The sequence below is a fragment of the Actinomadura litoris genome, from assembly GCF_009733595.1.
In the GTDB taxonomy this organism is placed as follows: domain Bacteria; phylum Actinomycetota; class Actinomycetes; order Streptosporangiales; family Streptosporangiaceae; genus Spirillospora; species Spirillospora litoris.
The window spans coordinates 67,331-93,486 of the sequence record NZ_WOFH01000020.1 but is presented as its reverse complement, the minus strand read 5'-3'; the positions used below and the strand labels follow the sequence as shown (position 1 = coordinate 93,486).

Annotated in this window: 23 protein-coding genes; 5 read left to right on the top strand and 18 right to left on the bottom strand. The window is 75.7% G+C overall.

Going from position 1 to position 26,156, the window contains the following annotated elements:
- Positions 1-14: 14 nt before the first annotated feature.
- From alc to uraD, 9 genes are read right to left on the bottom strand one after another with little or no spacing between them, the layout of a single operon-like run.
- The gene (gene alc / locus GNZ18_RS38145; RefSeq protein ID WP_156221987.1) at positions 15-1,010 is read right to left on the bottom strand and encodes an allantoicase; all 996 of its coding nucleotides are present in this window, start codon (positions 1,008-1,010) and stop codon (positions 15-17) included.
- The gene (gene allB, locus GNZ18_RS38140) at positions 1,007-2,320 is read right to left on the bottom strand and encodes an allantoinase AllB (protein WP_156221985.1); all 1,314 of its coding nucleotides are present in this window, start codon (positions 2,318-2,320) and stop codon (positions 1,007-1,009) included. The genes alc and allB overlap by 4 nt, the downstream gene beginning before the upstream one ends.
- A complete protein-coding gene (pucD, locus tag GNZ18_RS38135) occupies positions 2,317-4,614 on the bottom strand; it encodes a xanthine dehydrogenase subunit D (RefSeq protein ID WP_156221983.1) in 2,298 nt (765 codons plus the stop codon). Before pucD ends, allB begins: the two co-directional genes overlap by 4 nt.
- Positions 4,614-5,975: an 8-oxoguanine deaminase gene (locus tag GNZ18_RS38130; protein ID WP_156221981.1), complete on the bottom strand. Its 1,362-nt coding sequence runs from the start codon at positions 5,973-5,975 to the stop codon at positions 4,614-4,616. The genes pucD and GNZ18_RS38130 overlap by 1 nt, the downstream gene beginning before the upstream one ends.
- Complete coding sequence (locus tag GNZ18_RS38125; RefSeq protein WP_156221979.1) at positions 5,972-6,484, bottom strand: (2Fe-2S)-binding protein; 513 nt, start codon at positions 6,482-6,484, stop codon at positions 5,972-5,974. Before GNZ18_RS38125 ends, GNZ18_RS38130 begins: the two co-directional genes overlap by 4 nt.
- Positions 6,484-7,362, bottom strand: a complete 879-nt coding sequence (locus tag GNZ18_RS38120) for an FAD binding domain-containing protein (protein ID WP_156221977.1) — start codon at positions 7,360-7,362, stop codon at positions 6,484-6,486. The genes GNZ18_RS38125 and GNZ18_RS38120 overlap by 1 nt, the downstream gene beginning before the upstream one ends.
- A 17-nt stretch (positions 7,363-7,379) precedes the next feature.
- Positions 7,380-8,246, bottom strand: coding sequence for a factor-independent urate hydroxylase (gene pucL, locus GNZ18_RS38115; protein WP_156221975.1), 867 nt, complete (start codon positions 8,244-8,246; stop codon positions 7,380-7,382).
- Between the two features lie 5 nt (positions 8,247-8,251).
- Positions 8,252-8,566 carry a hydroxyisourate hydrolase gene (gene uraH, locus GNZ18_RS38110; protein WP_312874983.1) on the bottom strand — a complete coding sequence of 105 codons (315 nt, stop codon included), beginning with the start codon at positions 8,564-8,566 and terminating at the stop codon, positions 8,252-8,254.
- Positions 8,563-9,144 (bottom strand): 2-oxo-4-hydroxy-4-carboxy-5-ureidoimidazoline decarboxylase, encoded by a 582-nt coding sequence (uraD, locus tag GNZ18_RS38105; RefSeq protein ID WP_312874982.1) that lies wholly within the window; start codon positions 9,142-9,144, stop codon positions 8,563-8,565. The genes uraH and uraD overlap by 4 nt, the downstream gene beginning before the upstream one ends.
- A gap of 128 nt (positions 9,145-9,272) precedes the next feature.
- Here uraD and GNZ18_RS38100 point away from each other — a divergent pair, with 128 nt between their 5' ends.
- Positions 9,273-10,799, top strand: a complete 1,527-nt coding sequence (locus GNZ18_RS38100) for a PucR family transcriptional regulator (protein WP_156221973.1) — start codon at positions 9,273-9,275, stop codon at positions 10,797-10,799.
- Here the strand turns inward: GNZ18_RS38100 and GNZ18_RS38095 are convergent.
- Genes GNZ18_RS38095 through GNZ18_RS38065 form a run of 8 tightly spaced genes read right to left on the bottom strand, consistent with a single transcriptional unit; the run spans position 10,732 to position 19,043 of the window.
- On the bottom strand, positions 10,732-11,844 hold the full coding sequence (locus tag GNZ18_RS38095) for a DUF4037 domain-containing protein (RefSeq protein ID WP_216651572.1): 1,113 nt from the start codon (positions 11,842-11,844) through the stop codon (positions 10,732-10,734). The two genes, GNZ18_RS38100 and GNZ18_RS38095, sit on opposite strands and share 68 nt — an antisense overlap.
- A gap of 60 nt (positions 11,845-11,904) precedes the next feature.
- Positions 11,905-12,786 (bottom strand): alpha/beta fold hydrolase, encoded by an 882-nt coding sequence (locus tag GNZ18_RS38090; protein WP_156221971.1) that lies wholly within the window; start codon positions 12,784-12,786, stop codon positions 11,905-11,907.
- A gap of 41 nt (positions 12,787-12,827) precedes the next feature.
- Positions 12,828-13,568: a Clp protease N-terminal domain-containing protein gene (locus GNZ18_RS38085; protein ID WP_156221969.1), complete on the bottom strand. Its 741-nt coding sequence runs from the start codon at positions 13,566-13,568 to the stop codon at positions 12,828-12,830.
- A 31-nt stretch (positions 13,569-13,599) separates the two neighbouring features.
- Positions 13,600-14,550 (bottom strand): NAD-dependent epimerase/dehydratase family protein, encoded by a 951-nt coding sequence (locus GNZ18_RS42835; RefSeq protein ID WP_312874981.1) that lies wholly within the window; start codon positions 14,548-14,550, stop codon positions 13,600-13,602.
- Positions 14,547-16,109 (bottom strand): class I adenylate-forming enzyme family protein, encoded by a 1,563-nt coding sequence (locus GNZ18_RS42830; protein WP_246251200.1) that lies wholly within the window; start codon positions 16,107-16,109, stop codon positions 14,547-14,549. Before GNZ18_RS42830 ends, GNZ18_RS42835 begins: the two co-directional genes overlap by 4 nt.
- The gene (locus GNZ18_RS38075) at positions 16,106-17,266 is read right to left on the bottom strand and encodes a cytochrome P450 (protein ID WP_312874980.1); all 1,161 of its coding nucleotides are present in this window, start codon (positions 17,264-17,266) and stop codon (positions 16,106-16,108) included. Before GNZ18_RS38075 ends, GNZ18_RS42830 begins: the two co-directional genes overlap by 4 nt.
- Positions 17,263-18,015 carry a glycosyltransferase family 2 protein gene (locus tag GNZ18_RS38070; RefSeq protein ID WP_214617360.1) on the bottom strand — a complete coding sequence of 251 codons (753 nt, stop codon included), beginning with the start codon at positions 18,013-18,015 and terminating at the stop codon, positions 17,263-17,265. Before GNZ18_RS38070 ends, GNZ18_RS38075 begins: the two co-directional genes overlap by 4 nt.
- 14 nt (positions 18,016-18,029) lie before the next feature.
- Positions 18,030-19,043, bottom strand: coding sequence for a 3-oxoacyl-ACP synthase III family protein (locus GNZ18_RS38065; protein WP_156221965.1), 1,014 nt, complete (start codon positions 19,041-19,043; stop codon positions 18,030-18,032).
- 234 nt (positions 19,044-19,277) lie between these two features.
- On the opposite strand from GNZ18_RS38065, the gene GNZ18_RS38060 reads away from it, so the two are divergent.
- A complete protein-coding gene (locus GNZ18_RS38060) occupies positions 19,278-20,504 on the top strand; it encodes a cytochrome P450 (protein WP_312874979.1) in 1,227 nt (408 codons plus the stop codon).
- Here the strand turns inward: GNZ18_RS38060 and GNZ18_RS38055 are convergent.
- Positions 20,491-21,591, bottom strand: a complete 1,101-nt coding sequence (locus tag GNZ18_RS38055; protein WP_156221963.1) for an SCO2583/SCO2584 N-terminal domain-containing protein — start codon at positions 21,589-21,591, stop codon at positions 20,491-20,493. The two genes, GNZ18_RS38060 and GNZ18_RS38055, sit on opposite strands and share 14 nt — an antisense overlap.
- A gap of 211 nt (positions 21,592-21,802) precedes the next feature.
- Here GNZ18_RS38055 and GNZ18_RS38050 point away from each other — a divergent pair, with 211 nt between their 5' ends.
- The 3 genes from GNZ18_RS38050 (at position 21,803) to GNZ18_RS38040 (ending at position 26,154) form a co-directional block, all read left to right on the top strand.
- Positions 21,803-22,630 carry a metalloregulator ArsR/SmtB family transcription factor gene (locus tag GNZ18_RS38050; protein WP_156221961.1) on the top strand — a complete coding sequence of 276 codons (828 nt, stop codon included), beginning with the start codon at positions 21,803-21,805 and terminating at the stop codon, positions 22,628-22,630.
- Between the two features lie 41 nt (positions 22,631-22,671).
- Entirely contained in the window at positions 22,672-23,238 is a 567-nt protein-coding gene (locus GNZ18_RS38045; RefSeq protein WP_156221959.1) for a dihydrofolate reductase family protein, read from the top strand.
- Positions 23,239-23,343: 105 nt separating this feature from the next.
- Complete coding sequence (locus GNZ18_RS38040) at positions 23,344-26,154, top strand: hypothetical protein (protein WP_156221957.1); 2,811 nt, start codon at positions 23,344-23,346, stop codon at positions 26,152-26,154.
- Positions 26,155-26,156 lie beyond the last annotated feature (2 nt).

Genomic DNA, 26,156 nt, shown 5'->3' with positions numbered 1-26,156 from the left:
CTGTGTGTACTGCGTCACATTCTGTTGCGGAGGGTTTGCCAGCGCGTGGTGAGGGCGTGGTCGGCCGCCGGGGTCAGGTCGCCGTAGAGGCGGAGGCGGGCCAGGCCGCCGTCCGGGTGGATGTCCACGCGGACATGGGTCACCTCGGGGGACGTCACGCGGAAGTGGTGGCGGGTGTCGGGCTGCACGCGGGTGCGCGGGAGGACGACGGTGGGGGTTCCGTGCTCGTCCAGGCCGGTGAGGGCGACCTCGGCGGGGGCGTTGAACTTGAGGTGGGTGGTGTCGATCTCGGCGAGCCGGACGACGCCGGGGGCGGCCAGAGCGATGAGGGCCCAGTCGTTGCCGTCGTCGCGGCGGCGGGCGGTCTCCCAGCCGTCGGCCTGGGTGCGGGCGAGGCCGGGGAACAGCATGTTGTCCGGGGAGGAGTAGAAGGCGTCGGAGCACTCGACCACGCGGGCGCCGTTCTCCAGGGCGGCCAGGTCGACGGTGAGGCCGGTGAGGCGGTCGGGGTCGGGGACGACCTCGCCGTGGACGCGCAGGCGGGCGATGCCGCCGTCGGGGAACATCCTCAGGCGGACGTGGGTGGCGAGACCTCCCGGGGCGACGGGGAAGGCGTGCGCGGTGTCGCCCTGGAGGGGGCTCCTCGGGACGAGTTCGGTCCAGTCGGCGGCGGCGAGTTCGGCGGGCGAGGGGTGGCCGTCCATGGCCGTGGCCTCCACGGACGCGTGCGGCGGGTAGTTGCCCTTGAACCAGGCCGTGTCGATGACGACGCCGTGGACGACGCCCGGGAGGCCGAGGCGGACGAGGGCCCAGTCGTGGCCGGGGGCGCGGCGGCGGGCGGTCTCCCAGCCGTCGTACCGCTGGCCTTTCGGGCCGAACGTCGCGGGCACGAAGGCCGGCGCCCACGGGTTGAGCAGGTTCTCCTTCTCGGCGAAGGACTCGTCGCTGGCCGCGAGGACGGAGCCGCCGAGGGTCCGGACGGCGAGGTCCGGGAGCGCGGTGAAGGTCATCGGGTCTCCGTTCGGGCGAGCGGGCGTCCGATGGGGGCGTCGCCGGCGCGGGTTCCGCGCAGCCAGGTCGCCTGGACGACGCCCGACAGCGTGCGTCCCTCGTAGGGCGTGACGGGGTGGCGGTGGTGCAGGGACGCGGCGTCCACGGTGAAGTCCGCCTCGGGGTCGAAGGCGACGAGGTCGGCGTCGCGGCCGACGGCGATGCGGCCCTTGGGGAGGGCGGCGAGGGCGGCGGGCCCCTCGGCCATCCAGCGGACGACCGAGGCCAGCGAGCGGCCTCGGGACCGGGCCTCCGTCCAGACGGCGGGCAGCCCGAGCTGGAGGGACGAGACGCCTCCCCACGCGGTGGCGAAGTCGCCGCGTTTCAGTTCGGGGACGCAGGGCGAGTGGTCGGTGACGACGCAGGAGACGACGCCGGTTTCGAGGCCGCGCCACAGGGCGTCGCGGTTGGCGGCGTCGCGGATGGGCGGGCAGCACTTGTAGGACGTCGCGGACGGCCCAGGCACATCGTCCGCGCAGAGCGTCAGGTAGTGCGGGCAGGTCTCGGCGCTGACGGGGAGCCCGTCGGCCTGGGCGCGGGCCAGCGGGTCCAGGCAGTCGGCGGCGGACAGGTGCAGGATGTGGGCGCGCACGCCGGTCTCCGCCGCGAGCGCGATGACCCGTTCGACCGCCCGCCGCTCGGCCGAGGGCGGACGGGACGCGAGGAACTCGCCGTAGGAGCCCCCGGACGGCGCGCGGAGATCGGCCGGATCCTCGGCGTGCACGATGACCAGGCCGCCGAACGAGGCGATCTCCTGGAACGCCTCCCGCATCCGCGCGGCGCCGAGCGGCGGGAACTCGGGGACGCCGGAGTCGGAGGTGAAGCACTTGAACCCGAACACGCCCGCGTCGTGGAGGGCGCGCAGGTAGAGGCGGTTGCCGGGGACCGCGCCGCCCCAGAACCCGACGTCCACGAAGAGCGCGCCCTCGGCGGCGGCGCGCTTGAGCGCGAGCGCGGACGGCGTGACCGTGGGCGGCAGCGAGTTCAGCGGCATGTCGACCAGCGTGGTGACGCCGCCGGACGCGGCGGCGCGGGTCGCGGTGGCGAAGCCCTCCCATTCGGTGCGGCCCGGTTCGTTGATGTGGACGTGGGTGTCCACGAGCCCCGGCAGCAGCGCCGTGTCGCCGAGGCGGGTCTCGGCGGACGCGGGAAGCGGGGCGTCGTACGGGGTGATCGCGGCGACGCGCCCGTCCCGGACGGCGACCGCGGCGGGGCGCTCGCCGTCCGGCAGCACGGCCCGCCGCGAGCGGATCACCAGGTCGTACCTCATATGACGTGCTCCGGCCGCACCGGCACCCGGGTGAGGGGCCGTCCGGTGGCGTCGCGGATGGCGGCGACGATCGCGGGCGTGGACGACAGCGTGGGCGGCTCCCCCGCGCCGCGCAGGCCGTAGGGGGCCTCGGGGTCGGGGTACTCCAGGATGTCGAGCCGCATCGGCGGCATGTCGAGGATCGTCGGGATGAGGTAGTCGGTGAAGGAGGGGTTGCGGACGAGGCCGTCCGTCACGAGGATCTCCTCCATCACGGCGAGCCCGAGGCCCTGCGCGGAGCCGCCGTGGATCTGGCCCTCCAGCGCCTGCCGGTTGAGGATCCTCCCGACGTCCTGGACGGCGGCCAGCTCGACGACCTTGACGAGCCCGAGGTCGACGTCCACGTCCACGACGGCGCGGTGGACGCAGAGCGCGAGCTGGGTGTGGCTGCGGCCCTGCCCGGTGACGGGGTCCATGCGCTCGGTGGCGCGGTGGTGGTACTCGCGGGTGTGCTCGATGACCGTGTCGCCGAGGACGTCCTCGACCGCGGCGAGGACGGCGCCCGACGCGGCGACGATCTTGCCTCCGGCGACGTGGGCGGCCTCGGGGAGCGAGCGCCGGGCGAGGTCGAGGAGGTCGGCGCGGACCGCCTCGCAGGCCGCCTTCACGGCGCCGCCCGACATGTAGGACTGGCGGGACGCGCTGGAGGACCCGGCGTCGCCGACGCCGGTGTCGGCCGGGGCGATCGTGACCCTCTGGACGCCCAGCTCGGTGCGGGCGATCTGCGCCTGGATCGTGACGAGCCCCTGCCCGACCTCCGCCGCCGCCGTGTGGACGAGCGCGGTCGCCTCCCCGCCGATGACCTCCAGCCGGACCCGCGCGGTGGCGAGGTCGTCGAAGCCCTCGGAGAAGCAGATGTTCTTGAGCCCGACGCCGTAGCCGACGCCGCGCACGACGCCCTCGCCGCGCGTGGCCTGGGAGACGCCGCCGGGCAGGTTGCGCGGGTCGGAGGCGTCCAGCTCCGGCGGCATCGGCATCGTCTCCAGCCGCGACAGCATCGGCGCGAGCGGCGCGGGCGACTCGATGACCTGCCCGGTCGCGAGCCGGGAGCCCTGCGAGACGGCGTTGCGGCGGCGGATCTCGACCGGGCCGAGGCCGCACGCCTCGCCGAGCCTGTCCATCATCGACTCGTAGGCGAAGCACGCCTGCACGGCGCCGAAGCCGCGCATCGCCCCGCACGGCGGGTTGTTGGTGTAGACGCCGTACGCGTCGATCCTGATGTTGGGGATCTCGTAGGGGCCGACGCCGAGCGAGGCGGCGTTCCCGACGACGTTCAGCGAGGACGAGGTGTAGGCGCCGCCGTCCAGCACGATCTCGACGTCGGCGTACAGCAGCCGCCCGTCGGACGCGGCGCCGTACTCGTAGCGCATCAGCGCGGGATGCCGGTGGACGTGCCCGAAGAACGACTCGTACCGGTTGTAGGACATCTTCACCGGCCTGCCGGTGCGCAGCGCGAGCATGGCGGCGTGGATCTGCATCGACAGGTCCTCGCGGCCGCCGAACGCGCCGCCGACGCCCGCGAGCGTCATGTGGATCTTCTCCTCGGGCAGGCCGAGGCAGGGCGCGATCTGCTTGAGGTCGTTGTGGATCCACTGCGTGGAGACGTACAGGTCGACGCCGCCGTCCTCGGACGGGATCGCGAGGCCCGCCTCGGGCCCGAGGAACGCCTGGTCCTGGATGCCGACCTCGAACTCCGAGGAGACGACGACGTCGGCGCGTTCGCGGGCGGCGTCCACGTCCCCGACCCGGACCGGCTGGTACCGGGTGACACCGCCCCGGTCCTGCACCTTCAGCCGCTCGGGGTCGGCGATGACGGCGCGCGCGTCGGTGATCGGCTCCAGCACCTCGTACCGGACGCCGATCAGCTCCAGCGCGCGCCGCGCGGTCTCGGGGTGGTCGGCGGCGACGATCGCGACGGGCTCGCCCTGGTGCCGGACCTGGCCGGAGGCGAGGACGGGCTGGTCCTCGACGCCGTCCACGCCGAACGCGGCGCGGCCGGGCACGTCCTCGTGGGTGAGGACGGCGCGGACGCCGGGCAGCGCCAGCGCGGGCCCGATGTCGATCGCGCGGATGAGCGCGCGGGGGTGCGGGCTGCGGAGCGTCGCGCCCCACAGCATCCCGTCGATCCACAGGTCCGACGCGTAGGCGAACTCGCCCGCGACCTTGAGCGTCCCGTCGGGACGGGCCGCGCTCTCCCCCACCCCGCCGATGCCGGGGGCCGCCACATGGCCGGGGGACTTCACCGGGGCCACCATCAGAGGACCTCCTGCGCGAGCGTCATGAGACGGCGGTGGGCGGCGGCTCCGCGCCGTCCGACCTCGTCCTGGGGGACGGAGACGAGCGCGTCGTCGCGGACGATCGTCCGCCCGCCGACCAGCAGCCGCTCCAGCGGCGGCGTCTGCCCGAAGACGAGGGCGACGACCGGGTCGTCGATCGCGGCGTGGAAGCCGTCGATCCGCCACAGCGCGATGTCGGCGAGCCTGCCGGGCTCCAGCGTGCCGAGGTCGGCCTCGCGGCCGAGGCAGCGGGCGCCGCCGAGCGTCGCCATCTCCAGGGCCTGCCGGGCGGTCAGCGCGGCGGGCCCGTACCGGGCGCGCTGCATGTAGATCGCCTGCCGCATCTCCCCGGCGAGCGGGACCATCTCGGCCGACGCCGGGCCGTCCACGCCGAGCCCGACCGGCGCGCCCGCCTCCAGCAGGTGCGAGACGCGGGCGATGCCGGAGCCGAGGCGGGCGTTGGAGCTCGGGCAGTGCGCGGTGCCGGTGCCGGTCTCGGCGAGCCGCTTCACGTCGGAGTCGTGCAGGTGGACGCAGTGCGCGAGCCACACGTCCGCGCCGAGCCAGCCGAGCGAGTCCATGTACTCGACCGGCGTCATGCCGAACCGCTCGGTCGTGTGCTCCTCCTCGTCGCGGGTCTCGGCGAGGTGGGTGTGCAGCCGGACGCCCCGGGAGCGCGCCAGCTCCGCCGACCTGACCAGCAGGTCGCGGGTGACGGAGAACGGCGAGCAGGGCGCGACCGCGACGCGGAGCATGGAGCCGGGCGAGGGGTCGTGGTAGCGGTCGAGCGCGGCCTCGGTCTCGGCGAGGATCGTGTCGATGTCCTCGACGGCCTCGTCGGGCGGGAGCCCGCCGTCGGACCGCCCCAGGTCCATCGACCCCCGGCACGGGTGGAAGCGCACACCGAGTTCGCGCGCGGCCTCGATCCCGGCGGCGAACAGGTCGCCGCGCCCCTTCGGGAACAGGTAGTGGTGGTCGGTGGACGTGGTGCACCCCGACTTGGCGAGCCAGCCGAGCCCGGCGCTCGCGGCGCCACCCGCGACCTCCGCGTCCATCTTCGACCAGGGCTCGTACAGGGTGGTCAGCCACTCGAACAGGGTGGCGCCGGTGGCGATGCCCTGGCTCGCCCACTGGTAGAGGTGGTGGTGGGCGTTGACCAGGCCGGGCGTGGCGAGGCAGCCGCGCCCGTCGATCCGCTCCACCGCCCCGCCTTCCGGGGCGGCCGGCGCCGGGCCCGCGCCGACCGAGGCGATCCTCTCGCCGTCGACGACGATGTGGCCGCCGGGGTACTCCTCGCCGGAGACGGTCACGATGTGGGCGTTCTCGATGACGGTCCTCATGACCGCACCGCCTTCCCCCCGGCCGTCCGCTTACGCGCGGCGGCGAGGCGGACCGCGTCCAGGATCTTCTCGTAGCCGGTGCAGCGGCACAGGTTCCCGGCGAGGGCCTCGCGGATCTCGGCGTCGGACGGCTCGGGGTTGCGCTCGACCAGGTCGTGGGACGCGACGATGAGCCCCGGCGTGCAGAACCCGCACTGCACGGCGCCCGCGTCCACGAACGCCTGCTGCACGGGATCGAGCCGCGCCTCCCCCGCGTCGCCGGGCGGCCCCTCGGTCAGCCCCTCGACGGTGCGGACGTCGCGCCCCTGCGCCTGGCCCACGGCGACCAGGCACGAGCAGACCGGCACGCCGTCCAGATAGACGGTGCAGGACCCGCATTCGCCCTGCTCGCAGGCGTTCTTGGAGCCGGGCAGGCCCATCCGCTCCCGCAGCGCGTAGAGCAGGCTCTCGCCCTCCCACACGTCGTCGACGGTCTCGGCCGAGCCGTTCACGGTGATGGTCACGCGCATCAGGACGCCCTCCTTTCCGGGGTGGCGGCGCGGTGGTCGTTCCAGGCCCAGGCGAGGGTGCGGCGCGCCATCACCGCGAGGGCGTGCCTGCGGTACCCGGCGGTCCCCCGGACGTCGTCGATCGGCGCCGCCGCGTCCGCGACCAGCTCCCCGAACCGGCGGGACGCGGCGTCCGGCAGCGGGCCGCGCCCCTCCCAGTCCAGCTCGGCGGACGCGAACGCCTCGGCGGCGGGCGCGCGGCGCGGGGTCGGGGCGGCCGAGCCGACACCGGTGCCGACCCGGCGCTCCTCCGGGTGCAGCGCGAGCGCGAACGAGCACACCGCGATGACCATCGCGTTCCGGGTGCCGATCTTCGAGAAGTACTGCGGGCCGGACGCCGGGGCGCTCCAGAACGCGCGGATCAGCTCGTCCGGCTCCAGCGCGCTGCGCTTCACGCCGAGGTAGAACTCCGCCGCCGGGATCATCCGGACGCCGCGCGCCGCCGACTCGGCCTCGACCACCGCGTCCCCGGCGAGCAGCGGCGGATGGGAGTCCCCGGCGGGCGAGGCGGCGCCGAGGTTCCCGCCGACCGAGCCCCGGTTGCGGATCTGCGGGGAGCCGACGGTCCGGGCCGCCTGCGCGAGGCCGGGCAGCCGGTCCCCCAGCTCCCTGATCAGCCGCGCGTACGGGACGCCCGCGCCGACGCGCAGCCGCCCGCCGGAGGTGTCCCACTCGGTCAGCTCGGCGACGCGGTTCAGGTCCAGCAGCGCCTCGGGGCGCCGCACGTCGAAGTTGATCTCGACCATGACGTCGGTGCCGCCCTGGATGGGCAGCGCCCCGGGGTGCTCCGCCTTGGCCGCCAGCGCGTCCGCCCAGGTGGCCGGTCGCATGAACTCCATCTCTTCCCCCGTACCCGTCATACCCACGCAGATGGGGCGTCCGGGGCGTCGTCGATGAGCACCGAGCCCTCGATCAGCCCGTACGGACGGTCCGCCGCGAAGTAGACCTCGTTGTCGTTGTCCAGGCCGAACGGCTTCAGATCGACCAGGAAGTGGTGCTTGTTGGGCATCGCCATCCGCACCTCGCAGATCTCGGGCCGCTCGCCGAGCACGCGGCGCCCCATCTGGTACAGCGTCTGCTGGAGGGACAGGCTGTGCGTCCCGGCGAACGCGCCCAGCAGCGCCGCGCGGGCCGCGCGGTAGGACTCGCCCCAGGGAGCCCCGAGCGCGCGGTACCGCCACCGCGCGGTCACGGCCGTGGCGAGGATCCGGTCGTCGGTGGGCGCGAGCGTCGTGTAGGCGTCCTCGGCGAAGCCGTGGAACTCGCTGCCCGTGGACTTGAGGACGACCAGGTCGGTCAGCCCCGACACCACCGACTCGGCGCCGCCCGTCCCGTCGCTGTGGACGAGCGCGGTCCGCACCTCGCCGCCGTCGCGGACGAACGAGTGCGGCCCGGCGATCCGGTCCCAGCCGTACTCGTGGATCTCCACCCGGGCGTGGGCGACCGCGCGCTGGGAGTCGACGAAGTGCCGGGCGAGCAGCAGCGCGAAGTCCTCGATCTCCCCGATGCCGTGCTGGCGGGCGAACGCGAACACCGTGTTCTTCTGCGAGTCGGTCGGCAGGACGGCGGAGTTGTCGCCGCTCAGGTGCACCTCGTCCATGTCGCCGGACAGCGACACGCTCACGCTCAGGTCCTTGATCCGGTGGGCGTCGCCGTCCCTGCTGACGCGGACGACGCGCGTCTCCGCCTTCCCGTAGCGGTTGGGGCCGAGCACGATGGCCATGGGGGCTAGCTCCCTCGGTAGGTGGAGTAGGCGAACGGGCTCAGCAGCAGCGGCACGTGCAGGTGCCGCCCCGGGTCGGTGACGGTGAACGCGACCGTGACCTCGGGATAGAACTCCGACAGCCCCCCTGTGTCGAAGGTCAGCCGGTGCACGCCCGGCCCGGGGAGCACGCCCCACTCGCCGATCCGGCCGTCGGCGTCGGTGCGGGCCTCGGCGAGCGTCGTCCAGCCCCCGTCCGGGTCCCGCCGGTCGAGCCGGACGGCCACGCCCCGCGCGGGCAGGCCGCGCGCCGCGTCCAGCACATGCGTCGAAAGGCTCACGCGTTCCTCCCGTTCGCCTCGCCGATCACGTCGAGGAGCTTCGCCAGCCGCAGGTCGACGATCCTGGTCAGCTCGTAGCGGACGACGGCCTGCTCGGTCCCGGTGTCGTTGCCCAGGCGGGCGCGCAGCGCGGCGAGCATCTCGGCCGCGCCCAGCCCGGTCGCGCAGAGCAGGAACACGTGCCCGAACCGCTCCTCGTAGGCCCGGTTGCCCGCCGCGAGGGCCGCGCGGACCTCCGCCGCCGCGCCGTCCGCGCCCGACTGCTCGCCGCGCGACCACGCCGCCTCCCGGTCGCCGCCCCGAGGCCGTTCGCCTTGGGGCCGCTCGTGGTGGGGCCGGTCGCCGAGGCGGGGGTGGGCGGCGAGCGCCTCCCTGATCCCGGCCCAGTCCCGCGCGGCGAGCGCGACCGCCGAGGCGGAGCGCAGCGCGGGAAGGCCCGGGTAGGGGCGTCCGGCGGCGACCTCGTCCGCCCAGCGGCGGGACGCGCAGCAGGTCAGCAGCTCCGCGCGGGCGGCCCGGGCGGGCAGGGAGTTCAGCACCTCCAGCCCGGCCACCCCGACCGGTCGTTCGATGGTCACCCGCGCCTCCTCGATCCGCTCCCTGAAGTACACACAGGGGCCCCTACCGGGGTCGAGGGACAGGAGATCCGAACCGCGCCGCCCCGCCGAGGCGGGGTTTTGTACGTTCCTCCAGTTAACTAGGGCATATGAAGCTGCGCGCGCTGCTCGACCTGCCCGAGTCGCGGCTGGAGCTGGTCACCGGGCAGGACGAACTGGACCGGGCGGTCCGCTGGGTCGTCACCACCGACCTGCTGGAGCCCGGCCGGTACCTGCGGGGCGGGGAGCTGGTGCTGACGGGCCTGGTCTGGCGGTCGGGCCCCGCCGACTCGGAGACGTTCGTGCGGGCGCTGGCGGCGGCGGGCGCGTCCGCGCTCGCCGGGGGCCTGGCGCGCGGCGCGCTCCCCGACGATCTCGTGGCGGCCTGCCGCGCCCACCGGATGCCGCTGTTCGCGGTGGCGGAGGACGTGGCGTTCGCGACGATCACCGAGGAGGTCGTCCGGCACCTGTCGGGCGCCCGCGCCGCCGACCTGACCGCCGTGCTCGACCGGCACCGGCGGCTCGTCGCCGACGCGGGCGGGGGCGGCACCGGGCTGGGCGCCGTGCTGGAGCTGGTGTCCGGCGATCTCGGCATGCGGTGCTGGGTGCTGGCGCCCACCGGGCGGCTGGTCGCGGGCCCGGAGCCGGTGCCCGACGGCGCCGACCTGGCCCGCGCGTTCCTGACCGCGCGCCGGCTGCCGCGCCCGCACGCCGGCGTGTCGGTCTTCCCGGTCGCTGGGGAGGCGACGCCGCGGGTCGCGGACTGGTTCCTGGCCTGCGAGGGCGACGTGGACGACTGGTCCGTCGAGCGCCGCGCGCTCGCCACCGAGCTGGCCTCGATCGTCGCGCTGGAGCGGGCCCGGCTCGACGACCGGCTCAGCGTCGGGGGCCGTCTCGCGCAGGAGCTGGTGCGGCTGGTCGCCGCGGCGGCGGGCGCGGAGGAGATCGCGCCGCGGCTGGAGCTGTCCGGGCTGGACGCGGCCGCCCGGTTCGCCGCGGTCGCCGCGTCCGGGGGCGGGGCGCTGCGGCCGGGCGAGCTGCGGGCGGTGCTGGGCGAGGTGCTGGGCGAGGTGCCGGCCGCCCCGCGCCCGGTCCTCGGGCTGCTGGACGAGGAGGCCGTCGCGCTCGTCCAGGTGGAGGGCGCCGGACGCGACCTCGCCGGGGAGATCCAGCCGGCCCTGGACGCGCTCGCCCCCGGCTTCGCCGACGGCGGCGGCCTCGCCGTCGGGGTCAGCGACGTCGTCCCCGCCGGGGAGCTGCGCGGCGCCGTGGAGGAGGCCCGGTACGCGCGGCGGCTGGCGGCGGGGCGCGCCGCCCCGGTGTGCGTGGTGCGGCACGACGAGCTGGCGACGCACGTGCTGCTGCTGGCGAGCGTGCCCGACGACGTCCGGCACATGTTCAGGGTCAGGCTGCTGGACCCGCTGCGCACCTACGACGACGTCCACAAGGCCGATCTCGTCCGGACGCTGGAGACGTTCCTCCAGAACTCCGGGTCGTGGGCGCGGTGCGCCGAGCAGCTCCACCTGCACGTGAACTCGGTCCGCTACCGCATCCAGCGGATCGAGGACCTCACCGGTCGCGACCTGTCGCGTCTTGAGGACCGGGTCGACTTCTTCCTGGCGCTGCGGCTGGGCTGATCCACGCCCGGTACGCGGCGCGCAGGGCGGCCCTGCGGTCGCCGGAGGTCAGGACGTCCACGCCGTCGGCCCACTGCTCGACGGACCCGACGCCGGGCGGCAGCGCCGCCACCTCCGGGTCGCGGACGTCGGCGAGCAGACCCGCCCAGACGGCCTCGTCGATGGTGCGGAACGGCCGGTCCCAGAAGGGGGTCACGACCGAGTCCGGGGTGGGGAGGCCGCGCTCGCGTTGCAGGGCGCCGAGCAGCTCGGCAGCCTGCGCGAGCGCCGCCTCGCGGTCCTCCCAGCGCGCCGCCGAGACCGCCGCCGCGAGCGGGCCCTCCAGGGAGGGCGCGACGTCCAGCCGCGCGAACGCGGTGCCGCGCCACTTCGCGTAGGGGATCCACGCGCGGGAGAGCGCGAACGCCAGGCGGCACAGGTCCTCGGCGACGCGGGCGCCGAGCAGCCGCGAGCCGGTCTCATCGCCGCGCCGCGCGGTGCGTCCGACGACCGGCATCCACTGGGACACGCGCCGCCACCACGCGGCGAGCACGTACCGCTCGATGTCCGGCGGGTAGTGGCGCAGGGTCGCGCGGGCGGGCGCCAGCGTCGCGGTCGTGTCCTCGAAGACCGGCCCGGCCGTCACCTCCAGCACGGCCTGCCCGGTCAGGCAGAGCCAGTCCGCGACCGCCGGCGGGCGCGTCGGGTCGACGCCGAGGCGGGAGCGACAGAAGTCCGCGACGGTCGCGACCTCCACGTTGTGGGTGTCGGCCGCGTCCCAGGTCACCGGGAACCGGACGGGATGCCCGCCGTAGCGGGCGGGCAGGTCGCGTTCGAGGAGCCGGTCGATGCCGGGCACCGCGTCCGGGTCGTCGACCAGCAGCGTGAGGCGGCAGCCCCAGTCGTGGTCGCGGCTCATCGCGTCGTCGAGCCCGAGCACGTCCGACCCGGAGCCGAGCCGCGCCGCCGCGTACCGCAGCCCCGGCATCACCCGCGCCAGCAGCGGCCGGACGACATCGGCGTGGAAGGCCCCGGCGAGCGCCGCGCCACCCTGTCGAGCATTCACGGGCCCACTCCACCAGAGGACGCGCCGCTCGGGCGACCGGTTATCGGGCCGCTCGCGCGATCAGGTTCCGGAGGTGTGCCGGAGGATCGCGGGGACGATCACGTCCCAGGCCCGCCGGGGCAGCTCCTGGCCCATGCCCGGGACGGTGACCAGCCGCGCGTCCGGGATCTCGGCGGCCAGCGCGCGCCCGTTGCCGAGCGGGAAGAACGGGTCGTCCTCGCCGTGGACCACGAGGGTGGGCGCCGTGATCTCGCCGAGGCGCTCGCGCCAGCGGTCGCCGGAGTCGAGCGCGGCGAACGTGCTCCCCATCAGGTTCGCCCGGTACGCGCGGCCCTGCCCGTCGGCCGGGGCGGCGATCCGGTCGAGGACCGCCTCGACCGCGGCGCGGGCCTCCGCCTCGTCGAACCCGCCGCCGCCGAAACGGCGCGCGTTCTCGACCGCGGCCGCGGCGACGGACGCGCGGTCGGTCCAGTCGACGGGCGGCGGGTTCGTGAAATGGGCCATGATCTCCGGCGCGTGCTCGGGCAGGTCGGCGTCGGCCGGGCCGGGCGCGGTCGGCCGCGTCGCGATCAGCGTGAGCGTGGCGACGCGGTCCGGGTGGTCGAGCGCGAGGAGCTGGGCGATCCAGCCGCCGACCCCGAAGCCCGCGACGTGCGCGGCGGGCAGGCCGAGGGCCTCCAGCAGGGCGGCCGCGTCGGCGACCAGGTCGCGCAGCGTGTAGCCGGGGGCCTCGGGGGTGAGGGTCGTCGAGCGTCCGGTGTCGCGCAGGTCGTAGCGGATCACGAACCTGGCCGGGCCGCCGCCCTTCCCGGCCAGCGCCTCGCACAGCTCACCGGGCCAGGTGAGCATCGTGTTGCCGATGAGCAGGAGCGGCGGCGCGTCCCGGTCCCCGAACGTCTCGGCGCACAGGTCCACGCCGTTGGCCTTGATGAGGGTCTCCATACCGGGTACGACCGCCGCCGCACCCGGAACTCATCGGCGTCTCACTCCTCTTCGTCCGGGACGTTGTCCATCAGCGGCTTGAGGGCGGCGAGGATGTTCGCCTCGGCCGTCCCCTTGTCGACGCCGAGGTCGCTGAGCAGGCCCGTCCCGTCCTCGAACTCCAGCAGGGCCAGCAGGATGTGCTCGGTCCCGATGTAGTTGTGGCCGAGGCGGAGCGCCTCGCGGAAGGTCAGCTCCAGGACCTTCTTCGCCTCCGCGTCGTAGGGGACCAGCGCGGGGACCTCCTCGGCGCGCGGCGGGAGCACCGCCGTGGCGGTCTCGCGGACCGTGTCCAGCGACACGCCCTGCGCCGTGATCGCCTTGCCCGCGAGCGCCTCGGGCTCGGCGAGCAGGCCGAGCACGACGTGCGCGACGCCGATCCCGGTGTTGCCCGCCGCCTTCGCCTCGTTCTGCGACGACACGACGACGTTGCGGGCGCGGGTCGTGTAGCGGGAGAAGCCCTGCGACATGTCGAGGTCGGGCGTCGCCCCCTTCGGCACGAACCGCTTCTGCGCGGCCTGCTTGCTGACGCCCATGCTCTTGCCGATCTCGGTCCAGGACGCGCCGGACCTGCGCGCCTGGTCCACGAAGTGGCCGATGAGGTGGTCGGCGACCTCGCCGAGGTGCTCGGCGGCGAGCACGGCGCTGGTGAGCTGTTCGAGGGCGTCGGGGTGCACCTTCTTGATCGTGCTGATGAGTTCGTCGAGGCGGACCTGGCCGCCCGCCGGAGTGGGTTCCGTCATGCGTCAACCATAGGTTGACGCTCCTTGGTCGTCAACCCGTGGTTGACGTTTCCCAGGAGGCGGCGCCCGCGAACGTCGTCGGGTGCGGCCGGTAGCCGAGGACGGCGCGGGCGGCGGTGATGTCGAGCGTCCGCTCGACCGCGAGATGGCCGACGGCGTAGCGGGTGAGGCGCGGCGGCTCGCGGCGGCGGGCCAGCAGGAACGCGCCCTCGACGGCGGCCGCGAGGGGCCCGGCGAGCCGCGCGGGCGCGTAGACCGGCCGCGCCCGGACGCCGCGCTCGCGCAGGATCTCCCGGAAGGCGTCGTCGATCGCGACCGGGAACGCGTCCGTGATGTTGAAGACGCCCGAGGCAACCGGGCCGGTCGCGGCCAGCACGCAGGCCCGCGCGAGGTTGCCGACCGAGGTGAGGCTGACGCGCTGGCGGCCCGTCCCGACGGCGGGCAGCACCGGGCCGCGCACGGCGGACAGGACGCGCGGCAGCAGCGCCCGGTCCCCCGGGCCGTAGACGGCGTGCGGGCGCAGCACGACCGCGCCGTGGCCCCGGGCCAGGACGGCGCGCTCGGCGGCGGCCTTGGACGCGCCGTAGGCGTTGAGGTAGCGGGCCACCGGCGCCTCGTCCTCGGTGACCATGACGCTCGGCCGGAACGGGTCGTACACGCTGGCCGTGCTGACGTGCACGAACCGTGCCCCGGGGAAGGCGGCCATGGCGCTGCGCGTCCCGGTGAGGTTCCCGGCGAAGATCTCGGCGGCGGGTCCCCAGTCGGTGACGCTCCCCGCGCAGTGGACGACGGCGTCGACGGGCGGCGCGTCCCGGAGCGGGCCCCGGGTGAGGTCCCACGCGCGGTAGGAGGCGCCGCCGAGATGGGCGGCCGGGACGTCCCCGCGGCGGCCGAAGCCGTGGACGGTGGCGCCCTCCGCGGTCAGCGCCCGGCACACCGCGCCGCCCACGAACCCGGACGCGCCGGTCACCGCGACCCTCACCGCGCCGTACCCGCCGTACCCGCCGGGCCCGCCGTACCCGCCGCACCCGCGGTGACCAGGTCGCGCAGCCGGGCCCGGTCGAGCTTGCGCCCGCGCCCCGAGCGCGGCAGCTCGGCCAGGACGACGACGCGGTCGGGGAGGGCGTCGTGGTCGATGACGCCGGGGAGGACGCGGCGCAGCCGCCCCGGCAGGTCGCCGGGGCCGACGACGGCGAGCACGACCTCCTCGTCGCCGGTGCCCGGGTCGGGGACGCCGACGATCGCGGCGTCCGCCACGTCCGGGAGCGCGGCGATCGCCGGTTCGTACAGGCCGGGGTAGAGGTTGAACTTGCCGCGGATCAGCATGTCCTTCTTGCGGCCGGTCAGGACGAGCGACCCCCCGTCCAGCCGGACGAGGTCGCCGGTGGGGAGTTCGGTGAGCGGCTCCGCGCCGAGGTAGCCGCGGCACAGGTTGGGCCCGGACAGCAGCAGTTCGCCGTCGTCCGCCGGACGCGCGCCGACCCCGGGCAGCGGCGCGCCGAGCAGGTCTCCCCCGGCGCCGGAGGCGACGTGCGCGAGCTTCTCCTCCGCCGACGCGATCGCGACCGGCAGGATCTCCGTCATCGCGTACACCGACAGCACCTCGGCCGACGGCGCCGCCGCGACCGCGCGCCGCAGGATCCCGGCGGGCGCGGGGGCCGCGCCGAGCAGCACGTGCCGCAGCGTGTCCGGCAGCGCGGGCGCCGCGTCGAGGACCTCGGCGAGGTGCGCGGGGACGCAGAACGTGTGCGTCGCGCCGCGCTCGCGCATCAGCCGCGCGAACTCGGCGGGCGCGCAGGGCGGCGGCGGCATCGACCAGCGCGCCCCCGAGACCAGCGTGGGCAGCCCGAGCATGAGCTGGTCGGTGTGGACGACGTCGCCGGGCCCGAGCGGCATCCGCTCCCGGAACAGGTCGAGCGCCGCCGCGAGCGACCCCTGCGTGTGGACGACCGCGCGCGGGTCCTCGGTCGTCCCGGAGGTGAAGATCACGGCGGCGGGCGCGCCGGGGTCGCCGTCGCCCTCCGGCTCCGGGGCGTCGCCCCGGACGAGGTCCGCGAACGGCAGCGCGCCGCGCGGGACACCCGGCAGCCGCCGCCCCACATGGACATGCCGCATCGGCCCCTCGCCGGGGATCCGCAGGTCGGCGAGGTTCGGCAGGAGCAGCCCGCGACGCCGCGCATACGCCCGCACCGGCCGCAGCCTGCTCCCCGCATACAGCACCGACTCGGCCGCCGACCAGCGCGGGCGCGCCAGCCGGAGCCGCGCGGTGAACATCTCGGGACCGGCGCCCGGGTCGGCGAACACGACCACGCCGCCCGCCGCGACGACCCCGAGCGCGAGGACGAGCGACTCCGGCGAGGGCCGCACGGAGAACAGCACGCCGTCCCCCTCCGCGAGCCCGGCCGACAGCAGCCCGTGCCGCACGGCCAGCACCCGCCGCCGCAGCTCGCCGTAGGTGAGTTCCGCTCCGTCCCCGGCGACGAGGGCGACGGCCCCGGGTGTGCGGGCGGCCTGGTCGGCCAACCGGCGGATCAGCGTCATGCGGGAGCCCTCTCGGTGCGGACGGCCAGGCGGCGGTAGGTGGGGATGAGGACGCCGCGCGCCGCCGCCCGGCGGGTGATCCGCAGCGGCGCGGCGGCGAGGAGCGTCCGGGCGACCAGCCGGATCTCGGCCATCGCCAGCGGGTACCCGATGCAGAAGTGCGGGCCCGCGCCGAACCACAGCCTCCGCAGCTCCGGCGGATGGGAGCGGTCGAGATCGAACGCCCCGTCGGCCTGGCAGCAGTTGTGGGTGGCGATCAGGATCCGGTCGCCGGGGCGGACCGCCACCCCGCCGACCTCGGCGGCGCGGTGGACGCTGCGCAGCATCACCGGCGTCGGCGTCGCCACCCGCATGGCCTCCTCGATCGCGCGGTCCAGCAGGCCGCCGGGGTCGGCGGCGACGCGGCCGAGGGTCCCGGAGTCGGCGAGCAGGGCGACCAGGCGGGGGATCAGCGTCGCGACCGTCTCGGTCCCGGTGAGGAAGAACGCGGCGGCGGCGCCGCGCGCCTCGTCCGGCGCGAGGCCGAGGGCGCGCATCCGGCCCATCACGGTCGACTCGTCCCCGGCGGCGTAGGAGCGGGCGGCGATGCCGCCGAGCGGGTCCAGCACCTCCCGGGCCCGCGCGACCTGGGACGGGGAGAGCCGCCGCGTCCGCAGCGACACCGTCGCCGCGATCCGCTCGCCGCGCTCGAACAGGGCGCGGACGTCCGCCTCGTCCCGCACGTCCAGGCCGATGACCTCGCCGATCACCGTGCCCGCGACGACGCGGGAGAAGGCGACCAGGTCCACGGTCGCGCCGCGCGCGAGCCGGTCGCGCAGGCGGGCGAGCGGCTCGGCCAGCACCCGCGCGCACAGCTCCTCGGTGGAGGACGGTGTGAACAGCTCGGTCAGGCGCCGGCGCAGCGCGCGGTGCGCCTCCCCCTCCATGTTCAGCAGGACGGACGGCCCGAGCACCGGCGTCCACAGGTCACCGGGCGAACCGGGGCCGTCCTTGCGGAACGTCTCGCCGTCCATGAGGACGGCGCGGGCCGCGGACGCGTCGTTCACCACCACGCCGACCCCGGGCACGCGCACGGCCGGGCCGCGCCGGGCGGCGCCGCGCAGCAGCGGGTAGGCCAGCGGGTGCGCCGCCAGGTAGAGGCGCCGTTCCCAGTTCACCGGATGTCCACGACGGGGGGCCGGTAGCGGTGGTCGGCGTACCAGCCGAGGGTCCTGAGCAGGCCGAACGCGCGCAGCCGCCGCACCGACCCGTACACGGCGACGTCCCGGCGCAGGCCGTAGGCGGCGGTCAGCCGGCGGACGCGGTTGACCAGCGCGCGGTCCTCGTGGACGTCCTCGATGCGGGTGCGCGGGAAGCCGCCCGCCCGCTCGTACAGGTCCGCGGTGATCGCGATGTTGCAGCCGGGCATCATCACGTAGGGGCCGAGGTAGCAGGGGTCCTGGTTGCCAGGACGGAACCGTCCGAACAGCGCGGCGGCACCGATGACGGCGGGCAGCAGCCGCCGCTCCCACAGCTTGAGCGGGAACTCGTCGGTGCGGGGTCGCAGCGGGCCCGACACCATCTCCAGCCCGTCGGCGAACGCCCGCTTCACCGCCGCGACCCACCCGGGGTCGGGCAGGCAGTCGGCGTCGGTGCGGGCGAGGTGCGTCGCCCCGGCGGCGATGGCGTGCCGGAAGCCGGTGTCGGCGGCGGCGCCGGTCCCCTTCTCCGGCTCCGGGACGATCCGGACGTCCAGCCCCGGGTGCCGTGCGGCGAACTCCCGCACCACGGCCGCCGTGCCGTCGGCGCTGCCGTTGTCGACGACCACGAGCGTGAAGCCGGTGTCGCTCTGCCCGGCGAGGCTCCGCAGCGTCGCGCCGATGGAGCGTTCCTCGTCGTAGGCGGGGACGACGACCCACACGTTCACCGTTCTGCCCCCGCTCACAGCTCGGCGAAGACGACGCCGAGGCTGATGCCGCCGGCGAGCCCGACCAGCGCGACCCGGTCGCCGGGGCGGCAGCGCCCCCGCTCCAGCGCCGTCGCGAGTTGGAGCGGCAGGCTCGCCGAGGCGAGGTTGCCGTGCTCGGGCAGCGTCACCACCAGCCGGTCGGCGGGGATGCCGAGCGCCGCCCGCGTCGCCTCCAGGTAGGGGACCGTGACCTGGTGGACGGCGACCACCGCGAAGTCGTCCCAGCCCAGCCCGGTCTTCTCCAGCGCCGTGTCGAACAGCTCGGGGCCGCCCGCGGCGAACGCGTCCTTCAGGCGCCGGCCGTCGCCGCTGAAGTAGGTGCGCTCGGGGTCGCGCGGGTGCATCGAGCCGCCGCCCGGCAGCGTCCCGACCCGCCACGCGCTGGAGACGGCCGCGAAGTCGCGGTAGAAGATCCCGCCGTCCGGGGCGGCCTCGACCAGCGCCGCCGCGCCGCCGTCCGACAGCGTGTAGCCGGCGAACGCGTCCGCGAACTGGGCCCGGTCGCGGACGCTCCAGCGGATGGCGCGCGAGGGGCTCTCTCCCGTGCACACGAGCACGCGCTCGTGCTGCCCGGTGCGGACCAGCGCGTCCGCCACCTGGAGGCCGTTGAGGAAGCTGTTGCAGGCGTTCTTCACATCGAACACCGGGCAGCGGGCGCCGAGCTTGGCGGCGACGATGTGCGCGGTCGCGGGCTCGACCAGGTCCTGCGACGCCGAGCCGAAGACCAGCAGGTCCACCGCCTCGGGGGCCAGGCCCCGCCCGGCGAGGACGCGGCGCGCCGCCGCCGCGGCCAGGTCGGACGCCTGCTCGTCGTCGCGCATGACGTGCCGGACGCGGATCCCGGTCATCCGCTCGACGATCGTCGGACGCGGCCGGTAGGGGTGTCCGGCGGCGCCGCTCTCGGCCGCGACGCGCTCCTCGACCTCGGCGCTGGTGACCGTGCGCGCGGGCAGATGCGCCGCGACGGCGGTGATACGGGCTCTCATGGGCAGGGTTCCTCGCGCTCTCCGTGGACGGCGAGCCCCGGGGTCCCCCACGGGCCGGCGCCGCTTCGTGCCTGGTCGGGCTCAGATTCTCGGACCAGGACCGGTCCCGGACACCGCGACCCTACGGAACATCGCCTGGGCGTTGTAACCCGGTTCGCCGTGAGTACTACCACTCATCCCGTTACGTGGGGATACGGATGCCGGCGCGCGGGCGGCACCCGGCACAATCACCGAGTGACCAGCACAAAGATCAGGAACACGGCGGGCGGCGGCGCGGCGGCCGCGAACGCCGCGCGGCACGAGGCGCGGCTGCTGTGGGAGGGCAACCGCGGCCTGTACGCGCTGCTCCAGGCGGCCCGCCACGCCGGGCCCCTCGTCCGCGTCCCCCGGCTCGGCTGGGTCGTGACCGACCCGGTGCTCGCGCGCCGCGTCCTGAACGACCACGGCTCGTTCGCGATGAACGGCGAGGGCGGCGTCGGGCACCTGTGGACGCAGCTGTTCGGCGAGGACATGGGGCGGTTCTTCGGCGGCGCCCGGCACGCCGAGGTGCGCACCCGCGCCCGCGACCTGTTCACCGAGGACGCCGCCCGCGCGCTGGTCGAGCGCTCCCAGGGGGCGCACCACGCGGACCTCGCCCGGCGCCTGGCCGCCGGCGCGGTCGTGGACGTCGCCGACACCGCCCGCGTCCTGTCCGGGCGGATGGTCGCCGACCTGCTCGGGCTCCCCGCGGACCGCCCGGACGCCGCCTACCGCGACCTGTTCGCGGCGGGCGAGCGGCTCGCCTCGCTGGCCGTCGGCACCACGTCCTCGACCGACCTCGACCCGGCGACGGTCGCGCGGGCCCGCGCGATCGTCGCGGAGATCACCGCCGCGGTCCCGGCCGCCTACGCGGGCGCGGGGCCGGGCACGCTCCTCGGCCGCTGCCGCGAGATGGGCTTCGGCCTGCCGCTGAGCCGGGGGCTCGCGACGCTGCTGGTCATCGCGGGCACCGAGACCGGGGCGTCCGGGACCGTCCGGACGGTGGCGCTGCTGCACGACACCGGGCAGCAGCGCGCCCTGCTCGCCGACCCCTCGCTGACCGGCAACGCCGTGCGCGAGGGCCTGCGCGTCGCCGCCCCCGCCCCGGTGATCGGACGGCACGTCGCCCGCGACGCCGTGGTCGCCGGACGGAGGCTGCGCGCCGGGGAGCGCGTCCTGGTGCTGACCTACCTCGCCACCAACGGCGCGGGGCCGTTCGACGTGCGCCGCCCCTATGTGCCCGAGACCCGGCAGCTGTGGTTCGGCGGCGGCCGCCACCTGTGCCTCGGCGCCGCCGTCGCCCGCGAGCAGGTCGCCCGCATGCTGGGGACGCTGCACGCCGCCGGGCGCCCGTACCGGATCACCTCCCGCCGCGCCGCGCGCCGCGTCCTGGTGCCCTCCTACGCGAGCCTGGAGGTGTCCCTGGACCTCAGACGTGGGTGACCTGCTGGCAGGGCTGGGCGGCCTGGATCGGCGCGGACAGGTCGTAGGGGTCCACCGGCTTCCCGGGGGGCGCCGCGCCCGGCGTCCCCGGGAAGGTGGGGTGGACGAAGGCGTCCCCGAAGTCGCAGGCCATCGGCGCGGTGGAGCTGTCGGTGCGGACGATCCGCAGCCGCACCCTCCCGCCTTCGCGGTGGACGAAGACCTCCGTCGCGCGCCGCACGATGACGCGCATCGTCGTCGAGGGCGACCCGGGGCGCCGCACCGCGTACACGAACAGGTGGTCGGTCGTGACCTTCGCGCCGTCGGCGCCCTGGTCGCGCTGCTTCCGCGCGGTCACCGTGCCGCGCACCTTGACCACGTCGGCGGCCCGCTCGGCGCTGCCCGCCGCGAAACTCGTCACCCACGCCCGGCTGTTCTTCGGCCCCTTGCGGTCGAGGGAGCGCTCGAACTCGCGGCGCTGCCGCGGCTCCAGCAGCCTGGCGAAGGCGTCGGGCCTGCGCTCGAACACCACGGTGGGATCGAGGTTCGCCGCGACGAGCAGCTTGCGGACCTGGACGTAGGCGAGCGCCATGTCGGCCTCGGAGAGCCCGTTCACCGCCTTCGGGTCGGGCATCTGGAGCCCGGCCTCGCCGTCGGCGTAGTCCGCCGCCGGCGACCCCGCGAACGGGTCGGCCGGGCCGCCCCCCGGGCTCGGCGCGGGCAGCGGCAGCAGCGCCGCGCCGCCGGCGGCGCCGCCCGCGTCGCCGGGCCGGTTCCACCACCACAGCGCGGTGGAGATCAGCAGCAGCACCATCACGCCGCTGATCACCTGGACGACGGCCTTGCGGTGGCTCGGGTCCCGGTACCCCGCGTGCCGCGAGCCCCGGAAGAGCGCCCACCGGGGACGGCGTCCGCCCCACTCCCGGCCGAGTCCTCCCCCGAACGGCGCGGATCTTCGCTCCTCCCGCCGGGCGCGCCACCGCTCGCGCCTCCCGGGCACGTGGGCGCGCTCACGAGCGGACGGCTCGGTGAACGCCGCACTCCTGACGAAATCGTCGTCGAACACGGGTCCGTCGTCGAACGCGTGCTCGTCGGCATCTGCGGGCATCTGCGAACTCTCTCCGGCGCGGGCGAGGTGAGCCCAGGCTAACCGACCCCTCCCCCACTGGAATCCCCCGCACGGGCCGTCCCGCCCTCACCAGAAGGGGGAGCGGAACGGGCGGTGGCGCACGCACTCGACCACCATGATCGCCGCCTGGTTCATCCTATCTGGAATTATTCCTTGACAAGAATATTCGCTGTGGAGAATACTTCGGGCCATGGACACGACACTCCTCGCCGCGCTGGCGGATCCGGCCCGCTGGCGGCTGGTGAGCCTGCTGGCCGAGCGGCCCCGGCCGGTCGGCGTCCTGGCCCGGCTCGCCGACGCGCGCCAGCCGCAGACCACCAAGCACCTCCAGACGCTGGAGCGCGCCGGCGTGGTCTCCTCCCGGCGGGTCGGCCAGCGCCGCCTCTACGCCCTCCGGCCCGGCCCGCTGCGGGACCTGGCGACCGCCCTGAACCGGCTCGCCGACACCGCGGACCGGCCCGGCGGGCCGGGCGAGGTCCACGACCGCCACGCGGCCGGCCTCGACGCGGAGCGGCGGGCCGCCGAGGCGCCTGGGTGGGCCGACGGACGCTCGTTCGGGTTCCGCCGGTCGCTGGCGGGCAGCCCCGCGCGGGTCTGGCGGCACCTGACCGAGCCGTCGCTGCTGACCCGCTGGTGGACGCCCGACGACCTGCGCGTCTCCGAGCTCGTCTTCGAGGCGCGGCCCGGCGGGCGGATCGTCCTGGAATACCGCGACCTCGACGACACCGACGGCACGGACGTGGTCGCCGGACGCGCCGAGGGCGCCGTCGAGGAGGCGCGCCTCCGGGAGCGCCTCGCCTACCGGATGTCCTCGCTGCTGCCCGACGGCGGCCCGGCCTTCACCGCCCACGTCTCCCTCGACCTGACCCCGGCCGGCACCGGCACACGGCTCGACGCGCACTGGCGGATCACCGGCAGCACCATCGAGTCCGCCGACTTCGTCGCCGGGATCGAGATCGGCTTCGGCCAGAGCCTCGACAAGCTCGCGGCGGACCTCGCCGCCGGCGACGACCTGTAAGACACCGACCCCAGCACAGACACAGGAACCAGGAGCCTCCCATGGGACGACTGATCATCAATCTGGCCATGACCGTCAACGGCGCCTTCGAGGCCCCCTCCGCCGAACCGCAGGGCGGCTGGCTGGTCACCGACCCCGACAGCGTGCGGGACGGGCTGGAGATGTGGCAGGCGGCCGACGCCATGGTGCTCGGACGCAAGACCTACGAGGGTCTGGCGGCCGTGTGGCCGAGCCTGGCGGCCGTGCCCGGCTTCGAGGCGTACGCGGCCCGGATGAACGGGATGCCGAAGTACGTCGCGTCCCGGTCGCTGACCGGTCCGCTGGAGTGGAACGCCACCCTGCTCGACGGCGACCTCGCCACCGCCGTGAGCCGCCTCAAGGAGGAGCACGACGGCAACCTGGTCTCCCCCTCCGGCGGGGAGTTCGCCCGCGCGCTCATCGCCCACGACCTCGTCGACGAGTACCGGTTCAACGTCAGCCCCTACCTGTGGGCGGCCGGGCCGCGCGTCTTCGACGACATCGGCCCCGGCCGGCTGGAGCTCGTCAACACCACGACCTTCCCCTCGGGCGTCGTCCGGCTCTGCTACCGGCCCGCGCCGAAGGAGTAGGCGCGTCCGGCGGCTTCGCGGGGGTTTCGGTGGGTGTGCGGAAAGGGACGGCGAGTGTCGGTGGGGGTGGCTAGGCTCGCGGCGCGGTGATCAGGAGGGGTGAGGGTGGACGTTTCGGATGTTTCGGATGCGGTGGCGCTGGGGGCGGACGATCCGCGCGAGGCGCGGGCGCGCACGCTGCGGATCGCGGGTGGCCGGGCCGCGGCGGACGTGCCCGCGTTCCTCGACGGCGCGGCGCTCCGGTTCGCGGAGGCGGGGCAGGTCGAGCAGGCGGCGTTCCTGTTCGGCCGGGCCCGCGAGGTGGAGGACGCCCACCACCGCCTGTTCGGCCTCGACATCGACACGGCCCGGGTGCAGCGGACGCTGGTGGAGTTCGTCCCGCACGGGGTGATCACCGCGACGCTGCTGCACGATCACCTGCGGCGGCTGGCGATGCACCCCGAGCCCGCGGTCGCGCACGAATGGGCGCGCGCCGCGCTGGGCGCGTTCCTCGACGCGGGCGTCGTCCCGTATCCGAACGTGGTCGCCGACCTGCTACCGGTCGCGCGGGCCGCCGGGGTGGAGGAGGCCGAGGAGACCGGCCACATCGCCGCGCGGCTGCTGCGCGGCGGGCTGCTGGCCAGGGCGCCGCTGCCGGTGTGGGAGGCGGTCGAGGGGGCGCTGCGGCGGCTCGCCGGCGACCCCGAGTTCCTCGACCTGCTGATCGCGGCCCGGCCCGACCTCTACGACGACCCCGAGACCCGGGCCGAGCACCACCGGAGGTGGCTGCTGCTGCTCGGGCTGGTCGACGCGGGGCGGCGGCTGTCCAGGCGGTGGCTCGTCGAGCTGGGCGCGCAGCCCGCCGCCGAGCTGATGCGGCTGGCGGGGTCCGCCGGCGACCGGGTGTTCCCCTCGCTCGGGCGCTGGTTCGACCCGGACGCCGACCCCCTCACCGGACGGCGGAAGGCGCCCCTCAAGGCGGACGCGCCGCACTGGACGTCCGACGCCGCGGACTTCACCGCGTTCGCCGCGAAGGTGGAGACCGACCGCTCGGCGCGGGCCCAGCTCGCCGCCTACGCCGAGCAGGTGGGCAGGTACGACAACGTCGACTACCCCGCGGTGCTCACGGCGCTGTGGGCGCGGCCGCCGATCCGGCGCGTGCTGACCGAGCTGACCGACGGGTGGAAGGCCGAATGCGCGGCCGGCGACCTGCTCGGGCTGGAGCGGTCGCTGCCGTGGCTGACCCCGCTGGCCGCGACCGCGTCGCCGGTCAGGGACGCGCTCGCCGACGTGGAGGTCACCGACCCGGTCGACGCGCTGTGGCGGGCGCTGCGCGCCGGCGTCCCGGAGGAGCTGCGCTTCCCGAACGTCGGCGCGGCGCCGGTCACGGTCGTCCTGCACGAGGACCATCTGACGCTGGGGGTCGCGGGCAAGCGCGTCGAGGTGCACGGCCCCGGCGGCACCGTGCGGCGCCGCGACGGGGAGTTCCCCGGCGCGACGTTCCCGTGGCACGACGGCGGGGAGTTCTGGCTGTCGCGGCTGAACGGGCGGCGCCCCGAGACCTACCGGCTGGTGGACGGCGGCCTGGAGGTGCCGGACGGCGCGGCGGCGGCCGAGACCCGGTGGCCGCGCAGCCCCGCCGCCGTCGAGGTCACGTTCCCCGGCGCCGACTCGCCCGTGCTGGTCACGCTCGACCGCGGACTCCTCAGCCTGGTCGCCGACGGGCGGCCGACCGTCCGGGTGCACTACGACCCGGTGCAGGGCGAAGAGGTCATGCCGCCGCCCGGCTTCTGGCCGCACCTCTCCCCCACCGACCCGGCCGGGTCGGCGGCACTGCGCCGCGTCGACCGCGCGGACGTCGCCCGGCTGGTCGACGCGGCGCTCGTCCACCCGAAGGAGCTGGAGGAGGAGCTGCCCCGCGTCCTCCCCGACGTCACCGACCCCCGGCTGCTGAACGGGGTGGCCGAGCTGGCGCGGCGCGCCGCCGCCTGCCTGTTCCGGGTGCTGCGCCTGCACGACGCCCTCGGCACCGACCATCCGGCCGTGCTGCCCGCGCGCCTGCGTACGCGGCCCGACCTGCGGCCGGGGCGGTCGGTCGGGCAGGTCGTGGCCGTCCGGTACCTCGCGGAGGTGCTGGAGGAGGCCGCCGGCACGGGCCCCGCCTACGACACCCCGCACCCGGTCGGGCGCGTCGAGCTGCCCGAGACCGCCCCCGGCGTGTACTTCCCGTTCGGGGCGCTCGGCGGCAAGGCGCTGCTCGCGGCCATGCCGTGGACGGCCGAGTACGCCCGCGCCAGGCTGCTCGACACGCTCGCCGCCTGGGGGAACACGCCCTGGGGCGACGGGAGCGGCCGGTGGCGGCGGCTGTGGTTCGCGGCCCAGGCCACCCAGGACCCGGTCGGCCGCGTCTGGCGGACCCCCGGCGGCGCGATGATCGTCCTGTCGTTCCAGAACCACCCGCACAAGGACTCCGTCGCCGTCGAGTACTCCCCGGACGGGGCGTTCCGCGACTTCACCTTCCCCGGCTGGCACGAGAGGTACCGGCCCAAGCCGCAGGGGTGGGGCGGGGCCGACCGCATCGCCCGCCTCCTGCGGCTGATCGCCGAGCGGGGGCCCGCGCCCTACGACGTGGCGGCGATCCGGTCGCTGGCCGAGCGCACGGGGCTGCCGGTGCCCACCGCCGCGTCCGCCGCGTGCGGGTACCCGTTCACGGTGGGCCGCGACCACGAGCGCTCGCTGCTGCCGCCCGACGTCGAGGCGCTGTTCCAGGACCCGGAGACCGGCGGGCACGCGGCCAAGACCGGCTCCTGGCAGCTCGACGACGCGCTCCGCGAGGTGCTGATGCCCGACGACCCGGAGGACCTCTGGGTCACCGGCATCGCCGTCGACAAGGCCGTCGCGTGGTGGAACGGCGGAGGCCGCGACGAGGGCCACTGAAC

Excerpts from the sequence above, each read along its gene's own strand:
- GNZ18_RS42830 (WP_246251200.1), bottom strand. The coding sequence starts at position 16,109 with ATGACGCTGATCCGCCGGTTGGCCGACCAGGCCGCCCGCACACCCGGG.
- GNZ18_RS38055 (WP_156221963.1), bottom strand. The coding sequence starts at position 21,591 with ATGCCCGCAGATGCCGACGAGCACGCGTTCGACGACGGACCCGTGTTC.
- allB (WP_156221985.1), bottom strand. The coding sequence starts at position 2,320 with ATGAGGTACGACCTGGTGATCCGCTCGCGGCGGGCCGTGCTGCCGGAC.
- GNZ18_RS38120 (WP_156221977.1), bottom strand. The coding sequence starts at position 7,362 with ATGGAGTTCATGCGACCGGCCACCTGGGCGGACGCGCTGGCGGCCAAG.
- GNZ18_RS38125 (WP_156221979.1), bottom strand. The coding sequence starts at position 6,484 with ATGCGCGTGACCATCACCGTGAACGGCTCGGCCGAGACCGTCGACGAC.
- pucL (WP_156221975.1), bottom strand. The coding sequence starts at position 8,246 with ATGGCCATCGTGCTCGGCCCCAACCGCTACGGGAAGGCGGAGACGCGC.
- GNZ18_RS38130 (WP_156221981.1), bottom strand. The coding sequence starts at position 5,975 with ATGAGGACCGTCATCGAGAACGCCCACATCGTGACCGTCTCCGGCGAG.
- GNZ18_RS38065 (WP_156221965.1), bottom strand. The coding sequence starts at position 19,043 with ATGAGAGCCCGTATCACCGCCGTCGCGGCGCATCTGCCCGCGCGCACG.
- GNZ18_RS38100 (WP_156221973.1), top strand. The coding sequence starts at position 9,273 with ATGAAGCTGCGCGCGCTGCTCGACCTGCCCGAGTCGCGGCTGGAGCTG.
- GNZ18_RS38045 (WP_156221959.1), top strand. The coding sequence starts at position 22,672 with ATGGGACGACTGATCATCAATCTGGCCATGACCGTCAACGGCGCCTTC.
- GNZ18_RS38085 (WP_156221969.1), bottom strand. The coding sequence starts at position 13,568 with ATGACGGAACCCACTCCGGCGGGCGGCCAGGTCCGCCTCGACGAACTC.
- pucD (WP_156221983.1), bottom strand. The coding sequence starts at position 4,614 with ATGGTGGCCCCGGTGAAGTCCCCCGGCCATGTGGCGGCCCCCGGCATC.
- GNZ18_RS38050 (WP_156221961.1), top strand. The coding sequence starts at position 21,803 with ATGGACACGACACTCCTCGCCGCGCTGGCGGATCCGGCCCGCTGGCGG.
- alc (WP_156221987.1), bottom strand. The coding sequence starts at position 1,010 with ATGACCTTCACCGCGCTCCCGGACCTCGCCGTCCGGACCCTCGGCGGC.
- GNZ18_RS38090 (WP_156221971.1), bottom strand. The coding sequence starts at position 12,786 with ATGGAGACCCTCATCAAGGCCAACGGCGTGGACCTGTGCGCCGAGACG.